At 67.7% G+C, this 13,732-nt stretch carries 11 protein-coding genes; all 11 read left to right on the plus strand.

The window, feature by feature from the left end:
* Window positions 1–19: 19 nt before the first annotated feature.
* The 11 genes from PO605_RS05120 to murD all read left to right on the plus strand — a co-directional run bounded on the left by PO605_RS05120 (window position 20) and on the right by murD (window position 13,728).
* On the plus strand, window positions 20–1,804 hold the full coding sequence (locus PO605_RS05120) for an STAS domain-containing protein (RefSeq protein WP_016453128.1): 1,785 nt from the start codon (window positions 20–22) through the stop codon (window positions 1,802–1,804).
* A gap of 69 nt (window positions 1,805–1,873) precedes the next feature.
* Window positions 1,874–2,419 (plus strand): ATP-dependent protease subunit HslV, encoded by a 546-nt coding sequence (gene hslV, locus PO605_RS05125; RefSeq protein WP_016448040.1) that lies wholly within the window; start codon window positions 1,874–1,876, stop codon window positions 2,417–2,419.
* Between the two features lie 105 nt (window positions 2,420–2,524).
* Window positions 2,525–3,844, plus strand: coding sequence for an ATP-dependent protease ATPase subunit HslU (hslU, locus tag PO605_RS05130; RefSeq protein WP_197065177.1), 1,320 nt, complete (start codon window positions 2,525–2,527; stop codon window positions 3,842–3,844).
* Between the two features lie 370 nt (window positions 3,845–4,214).
* On the plus strand, window positions 4,215–4,643 hold the full coding sequence (gene mraZ / locus PO605_RS05135; protein ID WP_026062826.1) for a division/cell wall cluster transcriptional repressor MraZ: 429 nt from the start codon (window positions 4,215–4,217) through the stop codon (window positions 4,641–4,643).
* Window positions 4,644–4,658: 15 nt separating this feature from the next.
* Window positions 4,659–5,588, plus strand: coding sequence for a 16S rRNA (cytosine(1402)-N(4))-methyltransferase RsmH (rsmH, locus tag PO605_RS05140; protein WP_016448037.1), 930 nt, complete (start codon window positions 4,659–4,661; stop codon window positions 5,586–5,588).
* 37 nt (window positions 5,589–5,625) lie between these two features.
* A complete protein-coding gene (ftsL, locus tag PO605_RS05145) occupies window positions 5,626–5,910 on the plus strand; it encodes a cell division protein FtsL (protein WP_012203393.1) in 285 nt (94 codons plus the stop codon).
* Window positions 5,907–7,655 carry a peptidoglycan D,D-transpeptidase FtsI family protein gene (locus PO605_RS05150; protein WP_013804112.1) on the plus strand — a complete coding sequence of 583 codons (1,749 nt, stop codon included), beginning with the start codon at window positions 5,907–5,909 and terminating at the stop codon, window positions 7,653–7,655. Before ftsL ends, PO605_RS05150 begins: the two co-directional genes overlap by 4 nt.
* Window positions 7,652–9,181 (plus strand): UDP-N-acetylmuramoyl-L-alanyl-D-glutamate--2,6-diaminopimelate ligase, encoded by a 1,530-nt coding sequence (locus PO605_RS05155; protein ID WP_016453129.1) that lies wholly within the window; start codon window positions 7,652–7,654, stop codon window positions 9,179–9,181. The genes PO605_RS05150 and PO605_RS05155 overlap by 4 nt, the downstream gene beginning before the upstream one ends.
* The gene (locus PO605_RS05160) at window positions 9,178–10,593 is read left to right on the plus strand and encodes a UDP-N-acetylmuramoyl-tripeptide--D-alanyl-D-alanine ligase (protein ID WP_272206159.1); all 1,416 of its coding nucleotides are present in this window, start codon (window positions 9,178–9,180) and stop codon (window positions 10,591–10,593) included. The genes PO605_RS05155 and PO605_RS05160 overlap by 4 nt, the downstream gene beginning before the upstream one ends.
* On the plus strand, window positions 10,584–11,762 hold the full coding sequence (mraY, locus tag PO605_RS05165) for a phospho-N-acetylmuramoyl-pentapeptide-transferase (protein WP_016448034.1): 1,179 nt from the start codon (window positions 10,584–10,586) through the stop codon (window positions 11,760–11,762). Before PO605_RS05160 ends, mraY begins: the two co-directional genes overlap by 10 nt.
* Before the next feature lie 4 nt (window positions 11,763–11,766).
* Window positions 11,767–13,728: a UDP-N-acetylmuramoyl-L-alanine--D-glutamate ligase gene (gene murD, locus PO605_RS05170; RefSeq protein WP_046983934.1), complete on the plus strand. Its 1,962-nt coding sequence runs from the start codon at window positions 11,767–11,769 to the stop codon at window positions 13,726–13,728.
* The last annotated feature ends 4 nt before the right edge of the window (window positions 13,729–13,732 follow it).

Here is a 13,732-nt window from a genome sequence, read left to right on the forward strand (position 1 = left end):
GGTGCTAATCTGATTCGCCATGGCAAAAGAAGAGAGCAGCAAATCGGGAGGGTTGTTGTCCAAGGTGGTGCGCTTTGTGCGCCACCCGACGGTCAATTGGTCCGATCTCGACGGCCTCGACGCTGACCAGGAGAGCCAGTACAGCAAGCAGGCGCTCAAGGAAATGATCGAGCGCAAGCGCCGCAACGACTTCGTACGCAAGCGCGAATTCGACCAGCTGCGCCGCCTGCGCCAGGCCGAATTGCAACAGGCCTCCCGGCCGGGCAGCGCATCTGTCGGTGTCGGCGTGCCCGGACCGGCTGCGCAGGGCTCGCAATTCCTCAGCAGCCTGCTGAGTTCCAAATCCTCCGGCGAGCGCGCCGTCACGCTCAAGAAGATCGACGAGATCGAGGCCCAGATGTCCCAGCAATGGTGGCGGGGCAAGCAGGCGGCCGATGCCACCACCATTCCCATGGCGCTGCCCGCTGGCGGCAACCCCGCGCCGGCGTCGTTTCGCAAGCAGCCGCCGCCGGGCCAGATCCCCATGCTCAGCGACGTGGTGCCTGCGGCCATCGCCTCGGCCGGCGATGTGGCGGCCTTTGCCACCACCTTGCCCATGAGCCTGGCACCTGCGCCGCAGGTGCCGTCCGTCTCCACGGCTCCCCTCATGGATTCCATGCCCATGGCCCGCCCCCTGCGGCCATTGGAGGGAGCGACCGATTTCCTGCCCGCCTTCGCGGCCACCGAGGTCTCTGCCCCGCAGCCCATGGACATGGTGCCGCCATCCTTCGTGGTGTTCGAGCACGATCCCGACCTCGAAGAGCCGGCCATCCTCTTTGCCAATGGCGACGTGGACGGCGCCGAGCAGGGCATGCTGGAGCTGATCGAGCGGCGCGATGTGCCTGCGCAGCTGCCGGTCTGGCTGGCCTTGCTGGACCTGTACCGCGCGGCCGATCGCCCGCTGCAGTTCGACAAGGCCGGCATTGAATTCGCGGCGCGCTTCGGCCGCTCCGCTCCCCAGTGGTTCGCGATGCCGCAGCAGCGCACCGCCGCGATGGCGCCCCTTCCCGGCGCAGCGGCAGGGCGCGGCTGGCGCTGGAGCGCTCCCGCCCAGGTCACGCCCAGCGCCGTCACGGCGCTGAAGGCCTCCCAGGCCAAGGCCGCCGGTCCCTGGACCCTGGACTGGGCTGCCGTGACCCACATCGACGAGGCGGCAGCCACCGCCTTGGAGGCGCTGCTTCAGCAATGGGCCGATTCCCAGGGCGTATTCGTGCTGCTCAACGCGGACCGGCTGCAGGCGCTGCTGGGCGCGCTGGCTCCCTCGGGCGACTCCGCTGTGGATACGCTGTGGTGGCGCCTGCGCATGGCCGTGCTGCGCCTGATGAACCGGCAGGATGATTTCGAGCTGGTGGCCCTGGACTACTGCGTGACCTACGAAGTCTCGCCACCTGCATGGGCGGACCCGGTCTGCCAGTGCCTGACGCAAGCCGTCGAGTCCGGCGGTGCACAAGCCCCTGTGCAGCCGGGCGCTGCCGCCCCGGCGGATACCGTGCGATTTGCGCTGTCCGGCACCATCGAAGGCGATGCCTCCACCTGGCTGGACCCGGTGCAGGAAGGCGCCAGCCTGGGCGAGCCGGTGTTCATCGACTGCACCCAGCTGGTGCGCATGGACTTTGCGGCGGCCGGCTCCGTGCTCAACTGGGCGGCCCACATGCAGTCGCTGGGCCATGTGCTGCAGTTCGGCCAGCTGCACCAGCTGGTGGCCGTATTCTTCAATGTGATCGGCATCCAGGAGCATGCGCAGGTAACGCCGAGACGGGACTGACCTGCCGAGCGGCGGCATTCTTTGGAGGGGCTCTTGAGAAGACGGGAGCCGCCCTCATCTGGCACCGCTATGGAACAGTATCACGGCACCACCATCATCAGCGTGCGCCGGCAGACCCCCGAAGGCGTGCAGGTCGCCATCGGTGGCGATGGCCAGGTCACATTGGGCAACATCGTCGTCAAGGGTACGGCGCGCAAGGTGCGCAAGCTCTACCACGGCAAGGTGCTGGCCGGCTTTGCCGGCGCCACGGCCGACGCCTTCACGCTGTTCGAGCGCTTCGAGGCCAAGCTGGAAAAGCACCAGGGCCATCTGACGCGCGCGGCCATCGAGCTGACCAAGGACTGGCGCACCGACCGCGTGCTGCGCCGGCTGGAGGCCATGCTGGCCGTGGCCGATGCATCGGCCTCGCTGATCATCACCGGCAACGGCGATGTGCTGGAGCCCGAGCAGGGCATCGTGGCCATCGGATCGGGTGGCGCCTACGCGCACTCGGCGGCCAAGGCGCTGCTGACCAACACCGAGCTGTCGGCGGAGGAGATCGTGCGCAAGTCGCTGGCGATTGCCGGCGAGCTGTGCATCTACACCAACATGCACCATACGGTCGAGACGCTCTGAGACCCTCGCGGCGCGGGCGGTTCTCGCCCGGCCATTGAAACGGATAGCCGCCAGCGGCCAGGTAACGGAAGCGGGGCTGGCGGCGCAATGCTTCGAATACACACCATGTCCTCTGCCATGACCCCCCAGGAGATCGTCTCCGAACTGGACCGCCACATCGTCGGCCAGGCTGGCGCCAAGCGCGCCGTGGCCATCGCGCTGCGCAACCGCTGGCGCCGCCAGAACGTGGCCGACGGCCTGCGCCAGGAGATCACGCCCAAGAACATCCTCATGATCGGCCCCACCGGCGTGGGCAAGACCGAGATCGCGCGACGCCTGGCGCGGCTGGCCGATGCGCCCTTCATCAAGGTCGAGGCCACCAAGTTCACCGAAGTGGGCTACGTGGGCAAGGACGTGGACGCCATCATCCGCGATCTGGCCGAGGTCGCCGTCAAGCAGACGCGCGAGGCCGACATGAAGAAGCTGCGCCTGCGCGCCGAAGACGCTGCAGAGGACCGCATCCTCGACGTGCTCGTGCCCCAGGCCCGCAGCGGCGAGGTGGCTGCCGACAGCACGGCCCGCCAGGTTTTCCGCAAGAAGCTGCGCGAAGGCCAACTCGACGACAAGGAAATCGATATCGACGTGGCCGACGCGCCGCCTCAGGTGCAGATCATGGGCCCGCAGGGCATGGAGGAGATGGCCGAGCAGCTGCGCGGCATGTTCAGCCACATGGGCCAGGAAAAGCGCAAGACGCGCAAGCTGCGCATTGCCGAGGCCATGAAGCTGCTGACCGACGAGGAAGCGGCCAAGCTCGTCAACGAGGAAGACGTGCGCACGCGCGCCATTGCCAATGCGGAGCAAAACGGCATCGTCTTCATCGACGAGATCGACAAGGTCGCCACGCGCCAGGAAAGCAGCGGCTCCGACATTTCGCGCCAGGGCGTGCAGCGCGACCTGCTGCCCCTGGTCGAGGGCACCAGCGTCTCCACCAAGTACGGCGTGGTCAAGACCGACCACATCCTGTTCATCGCCTCGGGTGCCTTCCACCTGTCCAAGCCCAGCGACCTCATCCCCGAGCTGCAGGGGCGCTTCCCGATCCGCGTGGAGCTGGAGTCGCTGTCGGTCCAGGACTTTGAGGCCATCCTCACCCAGACCCATGCCTCCCTGGTCAAGCAGTACCAGGCGCTGCTGGCCACCGAAGGCGTCACGCTGGAGTTCACGCCCGAAGGCATCACCCGGCTGGCCGGCATCGCCTTCGAGGTCAACGAGCGCACCGAGAACATCGGCGCGCGCCGCCTGTCCACCGTGCTCGAGCGGCTGCTGGACGAGGTCAGCTTCGATGCGGCCAAGCTTTCGGGGCAGACCGTCACCATCGACGCGGCCTACGTGGACCAGCGCCTGCAGTCCCTGAGCCAGGACGAAGACCTGTCTCGCTTCATCCTCTGAAGCCTGCCCCGGCGGCCGAGCGGCCGCCATCGAAGTGACTGCCCGCATTGCCGGGCAGTCACTTTTTGTAGGAGGCCGGCCCGAGTTGCACCCCGTCGCCAGCGAATTGAATCGTTGCAATTGCCTGCCGGGATTGAGAGTTCACTTGCAATCACTCCCCTAAGTGCTTGTAAAGTCTCGGTTTTTTGTCATCACTCACATTGCATTCGATCTCTAAGTTGTTGATTTCATTGCAAATAATTGTCCATTCCCGGGTTGTGAAACACCAAATTGCTGCTACAGTGCAAAAAAGTGCAATTAAGTGGTGAAAGTTGCCTTTGTGCCCCGATTTTCGGGACGCGATGGCTCCAACCGACCGGGGTGACTGACCGTGTTTCAAGGGGCGTCCTCGCTGAATCTCGATGGCAAGGGGCGGCTGTCTGTGCCGACCCGGCATCGTGACGCCCTCTTGGCCATGGCGCAGGGCCAGGTCACCCTCACCAAACACCCCCATGGTTGCCTGATGCTGTTCCCGCGCACGGAGTGGCTGCAGTTCCGCGAGCGGATCGCGCAGCTGCCCATGTCGGCGCAGTGGTGGAAGCGCATCTTCCTGGGCAACGCCATGGACGTGGACATGGATGCCACCGGCCGTGTGCTGGTGTCGCCCGAGTTGCGCGACGCCGTGGGTCTGACCAAGGAGGTCGTGCTGCTGGGAATGGGCAACCATTTCGAGCTGTGGGACAAGGCCACTTATGAGGCACATGAAGCGAAGGCCATGCAGGAAGAGATGCCTGCGGCCTTCCAGGATTTTGCTTTCTAGGAAAGAGGCGTTCTCTTGAATCAGCCGTTGCAACACATCACCGTTTTGCTCGACGAGGCCGTCGATGCGCTGCTGGACGGCGCCGCGCAGCCCGTTGCCGGGCAATGGGTGGACGCGACGTTCGGGCGAGGCGGGCATTCCCGGCGCATCCTCCAGCGGCTAGGGCCGGGCGGGACCTTGCTGGCGTTCGACAAGGACCCGGACGCGATCGAAGAGGCAGCGCGCATCACCGATGCGCGTTTTTCGATTCGGCACGAAGGGTTTCGCCACCTGGGCGAGTTGCCGGCCGGCAGCGTGCAGGGCGTGCTGATGGACCTGGGGGTGAGCTCTCCCCAGATCGACAACCCCGAGCGTGGCTTCAGCTTCCGCTTCGAGGGTCCGCTGGACATGCGCATGGACACCACGCGCGGTCAGAGCGTGGCGGACTGGCTGGCGGAAGCCGATGCCCAGCAGATTGCGGAGGTGATACGTGACTACGGCGAAGAACGGTTTGCTGGCCCCATTGCAAAGGCGATTGTTGCTCGGCGCGAAAGCCAGGGGCCCCTTCGCAATACCGCGGAGCTTGCCGAGCTCGTGGCTGGCGCGGTCCGGACCCGCGAGGCTGGGCAGAACCCAGCGACACGCACATTCCAGGCTCTTCGGATTTTCATCAATGCCGAGCTTGAAGAACTCGAACAGGCGCTAGAGGCCAGCCTGCGCGTGCTCGCGCCGGGCGGGCGCCTGGTGGTGATCAGCTTCCACTCGCTGGAAGACCGCATCGTCAAGCAGTTCATTGCCAGGCATTCCAAGGAAGTCTATGACCGGCGCGCACCCTTTGCCGCGCCCACACCCATGCGCCTTGAAGCCCTGGGCCGCATCAAGCCCAGCGAGGCCGAGGTCGCCGCCAATGCGCGTTCGCGCTCGGCCGTGATGCGCGTGGCCCGCCGCACCGAGGTGCCTGCATGAAGCGCACGCACCGTCTGGCGCAAGAGGAGGGCGTGGCATGCTGCGCCTGAACCTCGTGCTGCTGCTGGCGGTGATGGCCAGCGCCATCTTCCTGGTGCACAACCAGTACGAGTCGCGCCGGCTGTTCACCGAACTGGACCGCGCCGTGGCCGAATCGCGCCGCCTGGCCACCGAGCAGCAGCGCCTGCAGGTGGAAAAGCGCGCCCAGGCCACGCCGCAGCGCATCGAGGTCATGGCGCGCGAGCGCCTGCAGATGAAGCCGGCCACGCCGGCCATCGCCCAGTACGTCAATGACGATGCGCGCACGGGAGTGGCTCCATGACGCGCAGCGTGCTCTACACCTCCAGCCCCTTGCTGGCGTCCAAGACACCCCTGTGGCGCAGCAAGATGATCGTGGCCATGCTGGGCCTGGGCTTTGTCGGCCTGGGTGCACGCGCGGCCTATGTGCAGGTGTTCGGCAACGACTTCTTCCAGCGCCAGGGCCAGGTGCGCTTTGCGCGCACGTTGGAGCTGCCGGCCAACCGCGGCCGCCTGCTGGACCGCAATGGACTGATCCTGGCCTCCAGCGTTCCCGCCGCCAGCATCTGGGCCATTCCCGAAGATGTCGAGCAGGACGACCCCGAGGTCAAGGCCAAGCTCAAGCAGCTGGCCGCGCTCATGGAGATGCCGCTGCCCGCGCTGATGGAAAAGCTGGCCGACGAGGACAAGACCTTCGTCTGGATCAAGCGCCAGCTCGACTGGGACGTGGGCCAGCAGATCCATGCCCTCAACATCAAGGGCATCTACCAGCGCAAGGAATACAAGCGCCAGTACCCGGAAGGCGAATCGGCTGCCCACATCGTGGGCTTCACCAATGTGGAAGACCATGGCCAGGAAGGCATGGAGCTGGCCTTCGACAAGGAGCTGGGTGGCAAGCCCGGCTCGCGCCGCGTGATCAAGGACCGCCTGGGCCGCGTGGTCGAGGGCGTGGGCGAGGAAGTGCCGCCTCAGGACGGCCGCGACATCCAGCTGTCCGTGGACAGCAAGGTCCAGTACTTCGCCTACCAGAAGCTCAAGGAGCAGGTCATCGCGCACAAGGCCAAGGCGGGCAGCGTGGTGGTCATGGATGCGCACACCGGCGAATTGCTGGCCCTGGCCAACTACCCCAGCTACGTGCCCGACAAGCGCAAGAACCTGACGGGCGAGCAGCTGCGCAACCGCGCCATCACCGACACCTTCGAGCCCGGCTCGACCATGAAGCCCATCACCATCGGCCTGGCGCTGGAGTCGGGCCGCTTCAAGCCGGAAACGCCCATCGACACCACGCCGGGCCGCGTCAACGTCACGGGCTCGACGATTTCCGACACCCACAACTACGGCCTGCTCACCGTGGCCGGCGTGATCCAGAAGTCCAGCAACGTGGGCACGACCAAGATCGCGCTGCAGATGCCGGCCAAGGAAATGTGGGAAACCTTCTCGGCCGTGGGCTTCGGCCAGAAGCCGCAGATCTCCTTTCCCGGCGCCGCCAGCGGTCGCCTGCGTCCCTACAAGACCTGGAGGCCGGTGGAGCAGGCCACCATGGGCTATGGCTACGGCCTGTCCGCCAGCCTGCTGCAGATGACGCGCAGCTACACCGTCTTTGCCAACGGCGGGCGCGTGATCCCGGCCACCATGGTCAAGACCGACGAGCCGCCCGTGGGCGTGCCCGTGTTCTCTCCGCGCACGGCCAACGAGGTGCGCAAGATGCTGGCCCTGGCGGCCGGCCCCGGCGGCACGGGCCAGCGCGCCCAGACCATCGGCTACTCGGTGGGCGGCAAGTCGGGCACGGCCCGCAAGCAGCAGGGCAAGGGCTATGCCGCCGGCAAGTACCGCGCCTGGTTCACGGGCATGGCGCCCATCGAGAACCCGCGCATCATCGTCGCCGTGATGGTGGACGAGCCCAGTGCCGGCACCATCTACGGCGGCACCGTGGCGGCACCCGTGTTCAGCGAAGTGGTGCAGCAGACGCTGCGCCTGATGGGCGTGCAGCCCGATATGGAAGTCAAGCCCTTGATCGTCGCCAATCCCGTGGAGGAGCCCTCGCTATGAGTTCCTCCCAAGCCCTGCTGATGCTGTCGTCGGCCACCGAGGCTGTCCAATGGCTGGCCGCCCGCCTGCAAGGCAGCGGCACGCTGCAGACCGACAGCCGCAAGGTCCGGCCCGGCGATGCCTTCATTGCCTGGCCCGGCGCGGCCACCGATGGCCGCGCCCATGTGGCCTCGGCCCTGGAGCGCGGCGCCGTGGCCTGCCTGGTCGAAGCGCAGGGCGTCGAGCCCTTCGGTTTTTCCGGCGAGCACATTGCGGCCTTGCCCGGCCTCAAGGCCGCCACGGGCCTGATCGCCGACCAGTGGTTCCAGCATCCCAGCGCCCGGATCGACGTGCTGGCCGTCACCGGCACCAACGGAAAGACCACCACGGCCTGGTGGCTGGCGCATGCGCTGGCCCAGGTGAAGCTGCAGGAACGCAGCGGCTGCGCCCTGGTGGGCACGCTGGGCGTGGGCATCCCGCCCGCCCTGGAATCCACGGGCATGACCACGCCCGACCCGGTGCGGCTGCAGCGCGCATTCCGCGAGTACGCCGATGCGGGCCTGGCGGCCTGCGCCATCGAGGCCTCGTCCATCGGCATCGTCGAGCACCGGCTGGACGGCACGCGCATCCGCGTGGCGATGTTCACCAATTTCACGCAGGACCATCTCGACTACCACGGCAGCATGCAGGCCTACTGGGATGCCAAGGCCGCGCTGTTCGACTGGCCCGGCCTGCAGGCCGCCGTCGTCAATGTGGACGACGCGCACGGCGCGCGCCTGTGGGCCACGCTGCAGTCGCGCCCATCCTCTGCCGCGCTCGATGTCTGGAGCATTTCCATCGAGGGCGCGGCGCGCCTGCAGGCCAAGGACATCGCGCTGGGCGCCGAGGGCCTGAGCTTCACCGTGATCGAGGCCGGCCACAGCCTGCGCATGCACACGCGCATGGTGGGCCAGTACAACGTATCCAACCTGCTGGGTGTGCTGGCAGCGCTGCGCTGCCTGGGCCTGAGCCTGGACCAGGCCGTCGCTGCCTGCGCCCACCTGGAGCCCGTGCCCGGCCGCATGCAGCAGATCGTCCAGCCCGGCCAGCCGCTGGTGGCCGTGGACTACGCCCACACGCCTGACGCGCTGGACAAGGCCCTGCGCGCCTTGCGCCCGGCCGCCGAGCAGCGCCAGGGCCGGCTGTGGTGCGTGTTCGGCTGCGGTGGAGACCGCGATGCCACCAAGCGGCCGCTCATGGGGCAGGCCGCCCAGAAGAATGCCGACTGCGTGCTGGTCACCAGCGACAACCCGCGCAGCGAAGTGCCCGACCGCATCATCGACCAGATCCTGGCCGGCATGCAGCCGGGCGAGAACCTGCAGTCCCAGGCCGATCGCGCGGCGGCCATCGCCCAGGCGATCGCGCACGCCAGCGAACGCGACGTGGTGCTGATCGCCGGCAAGGGACATGAGGACTACCAGGAGACGGCAGGCCAGCGCCATCCGTTCTCCGACATGGCCGAGGCGCGCAAGGCGCTGGCGGCCCGTGAAGGAAAGAAGCGGTCATGATGACCTTGCAACAAGCGCTGGAGCTGATCCAGTCGCATATCCCCCAGGCACGGCTGGTCGGCAACGGCCAGACCGTGCTCACGCGCGTGCACACCGACACTCGCACGCTGCAGGCCGGGGATATGTTCGTCGCCTTGAAGGGCGAGCGTTTCGATGCCAACCAGTTCCTGGTCCAGGCCCGCGAGGCCGGTGCCGCCGCAGCCCTGGCCCATGGCGGCCTGGAGGCTGCAGGCCTGTCCGGCATCGAAGTGCCCGATTCGCTGGCCGCCCTGGGCGCGCTGGCCACGGCCTGGCGCGCGCGCTTTGCGCTGCCGCTGATCGCCGTCACCGGCAGCAACGGCAAGACCACGGTCACGCAGATGGTGGCCTCCATCCTGCGTGCCCATGCGGGCGAGGCGGCGCTGGCCACGCGCGGCAACTTCAACAACTCCATCGGCCTGCCGCTGAGCCTGATGCGCATGACCGGCCAGCACCGCGTGGCCGTGCTGGAGATGGGCATGAACCATCCCGGCGAGATTGCCGAGCTGGCCGCCATCGGCCAACCCACGGTGGCCCTGGTCAACAACGCCCAGCGCGAGCACCAGGAATTCATGCACACGGTCGAGGCCGTGGCGCGCGAAAACGGCAGCGTGCTGCTGGCCCTGCCCGCCGACGGCGTGGCCGTTTTCCCCGCAGGCGACACCTACACGCCGCTGTGGCGTGAGCTGGCGGGCGCCCGCCAATGTCTGCTGTTCGGCGAGTCTGGCGACGGCGCCCATATCCACGCGCGTGACGCGCTGTGGCTGGGCGATGCCTGGCAGTTCACCCTGGCCACGCCCGAGGGCGAGGCGCCGGTGCGCCTGCACATCGCCGGCCGCCACAACGTGCGCAACGCGCTGGCCGCAGCGGCCTGCGCCCAGGCTGCCGGCGTGCCGCTGGCCGACATCGCACGCGGCCTGAGCGTGTTCGAGCCCGTGCAGGGCCGCTCGCGCGCGCTGAGCGTTTCGGTGCAAGGTCGCCCGGTCACCGTGATCGACGACAGCTACAACGCCAATCCCGATTCGGTGGCCGCGGCCATCGAGGTGCTGCGCGAACTGCCCGCTCCCCAGCTGCTGGTGCTGGGCGACATGGGCGAGGTCGGCGACCAGGGGCCGCAATTCCATGCCGAGGCGGGCGCGCTGGCGCGCAGCCTGGGCATTGCCCGGCTGTTCACGCTGGGCGCGCAAAGCACATCCGCCGCCACCGCATTCGGTGCAGGTGCCCGGCATTTCGAAGACATGGCCTCGCTGCAACAGGCAGCCTGTGCCGCGCTGCCCGAGGTGGGTAGCATTCTGGTCAAGGGTTCGAGGTTCATGAAGATGGAGCAGGTGGTTCAGGCGGTCGAGGCGGCCGGCAAGGATGACGGTTGCAAGAAGGAGGCCGCATGCTGCTGATGCTGTCCCAATGGCTGCAGGGCCTGTCCCCCGAGTTCGGCTTTCTGCGCGTCTTCCAGTACCTCACGATGCGCGCCGTGATGGCCGCGCTCACGGCCCTGGTCATCGGCCTGCTGGCCGGGCCGCGCCTGATCCGCATGCTGACCTCGCTCAAGATCGGCCAGCCCGTGCGCGGCTACGGCATGGAAACCCATCTGGCCAAGAGCGGCACGCCCACCATGGGCGGGGCGCTGATCCTGCTGTCCATTGCCGTGTCCACGCTGCTGTGGTTCGACCTGTCCAACCGCTTCGTCTGGATCGTGCTGCTGGTCACCCTGGGCTTCGGCACCATCGGCTGGGTCGATGACTGGCGCAAGGTGGTCAACAAAGACCCCGAGGGCATGCGCTCGGGCGAGAAGTATTTCTGGCAGTCCGTCATCGGACTGCTGGCCGCTCTCTACCTGGTGTTCTGCATTTCGGAGAACACCAATGCCCAGGTCTTCGAGCTGTTCGTGACCTGGGTGCAGTCGGGCTTTTCGCTGGACCTGCCGCCCAAGGCCGGCCTGCTTGTTCCCTTCTTCAAGGAAGTCAGCTACCCGCTGGGCGTGCTCGGCTTCGTGGTCATGACCTACCTGGTCATCGTGGGCGCCAGCAATGCGGTGAACCTGACCGATGGCCTGGACGGCCTGGCCATCATGCCCGTGATCATGGTGGGCTCGGCCCTGGGCATCTTTGCCTATGTGACCGGCAACGCCGGCTACGCCAAGTACCTGCTGTTCCCGCACATCCCGGGCTCGGGCGAGCTGCTGGTGTATTGCGCGGCCATGGCCGGAGCGGGTCTGGCCTTTCTGTGGTTCAACGCCCATCCGGCCCAGGTCTTCATGGGCGACGTGGGCGCGCTGGCGCTGGGCGCTTCGCTGGGCACCATCGCCGTGATCGTTCGCCAGGAAATCGTGCTGGCCATCATGGGCGGCATCTTCGTGGTCGAGGCGCTGTCGGTGATGCTGCAGGTTACCTGGTTCAAGTTCACCAAGAAGCGCTATGGCGAAGGCCGTCGCCTGCTCAAGATGGCGCCACTGCACCACCATTTCGAGAAGAGCGGCTGGAAGGAAACCCAGGTCGTGATCCGCTTTTGGATCATCACCATGCTGCTGTGCCTGCTGGGCCTGTCCACGCTGAAGCTGAGGTGAGTCCATGAACACCGAAGACTTCAAGACCGAACCTCCTGCGCTGCCGGCTGGCGAGCCCGCTGTCCCGGCGCTGCATGCCGAACTGGCCAAGGGGGCCGACTTTGCCTCGGAGTCTGCCGGCGAGCGGGCGGACGAGCCGGTCGCGGATCCGGTCCTGGACGATTCGCCGGCTGCGGCTCTGGAAGGCGCAGAGCAGCCGCTGGCTGCGGAGCCTTCGCAGGCGCTTGGGCTTGAGGCAGCCCCGGCCCCTGCGGCGATGACCGAGCCTGTACCCGACATCTCCACGCTGACGGCAGCCAGGGATGCCGCTGCCTTCGTGGCCCAGATCTTTGCCGACCCCAGCATCTCGGATTCCTCCGACGCCGAGGTCACCCCGGTCGCCACCGAAGAGGCGGTTGAAGCCGAACAGGTACTGCCACCCGTGGCTGCCGGCTGGCCCGGCGAGCAGGCCCAGCACCTGCAGGGCCAGCGCGTGCTCATCCTGGGCCTGGGCGCCTCGGGCCTGGCCATGGCGCGCTGGTGCGTGCGCTGCGGCGCCGAAGTCATCGTGGCCGATACGCGCCAGGCGCCGCCCCAGCTGCAACAGCTGTCCGCCGAGCTGCCCCAGGCGCGCTTCGTGCCCGGAGATTTCACGGCCCAGCTGGTGGACGGCCAGAGCCTGGGGCTGGTCTACCGCTCGCCCGGCCTGAGCCCGGCCGCCGTGGCGCCCGTGGTCGACACGGCCCGGGCCCAGGGCCTGCCCGTGGGCGGCGAACTCGATCTCTTCGCCATGGCGCTCAAGGCCCTGGCCGCAGCCCATGGCTACCGTCCCACCGTGCTGGGCATTACCGGGACCAATGGCAAGACCACGGTCACCTCGCTGACCGGCCAACTGCTGGAGCATGCGGGCCTGCGCGTGGCGGTGGCGGGCAATATCGGCCCCACGCTGCTGGACACGCTGACCCAGGCCATCGATGCCGAAACGCTGCCCCAGGCCTGGGTGCTGGAGCTGTCCAGCTTCCAGCTCGATGGCGTGCAGATGTTCGAGCCCACGGCCGCTGCCGTCCTCAATATCACCCAGGACCACCTGGACTGGCACGGCAGCCTGCGCGCCTATGCCGATGCCAAGGCCTGCATCTTCGGCAGCAGCGGCATCATGGTGCTCAACCGCGAGGACCCCGAGGTCATGCGCATGCTGCCGGCACCCGTGGTGCCGCCGGGCAAGCGCCAAAAGCCCCAGCAGCGCGCCCACATCACCTTCGGCGGCGACATGCCGCGCCGCCCCGGCGACTTCGGTCTGGAAGTGGTCAGCGGCATGACGTGGCTGGTGCGCGCCCATGAGGCCGACGAAACCGCCAAGGGCAAGAACGCCGAAGACCTGTACATCCAGCGCCTGATGCCCGCCGACGCGCTGCGCATCCGCGGCCGGCACAACGCCATCAATGCCCTGTCCGCCCTGGCCCTGGCCAGCGCGGGCGGCTGCACGCTGGCGCCCCTGCTCTACGGCCTGCGCGAGTACCGGGGCGAGCCGCACCGCGTCCAGCCCATCGGCCGCGTCAACGGCGTGGAGTACTACGACGACAGCAAGGGCACGAACGTGGGCGCTACCGTGGCCGCGCTGTCGGGCCTGGGGCCTGACCACCGCATCGTGGTCATCCTGGGCGGTGACGGCAAGGGCCAGGATTTCTCTCCGCTGGCCGCACCCGTGTCGCGCCACGTGCGCGCCGCCGTGCTGATCGGCCGCGACGCGGGCCGCATCCGCGCTGCGCTGCAGGACTGCGGCGTGCCCCTGGTCGATGCCACCACCATGGCCGATGCCGTGGAGCTGGCCGCCTCTCGCGCCCATGAAGGCGACGCCGTGCTGCTGTCGCCCGCCTGCGCCAGCCTGGACATGTTCCGCAACTACGAGGACCGGGCCCACCAGTTCGTCGATGCCGTGCGCGCGCTGGCGCTGGATGCCGGGCATGAACTCGGAGGTGCTGCATGAGCGC

The sequence above is a fragment of the Delftia sp. DT-2 genome (assembly GCF_028401915.1).
Lineage (GTDB): Bacteria > Pseudomonadota > Gammaproteobacteria > Burkholderiales > Burkholderiaceae_C > Comamonas > Comamonas tsuruhatensis.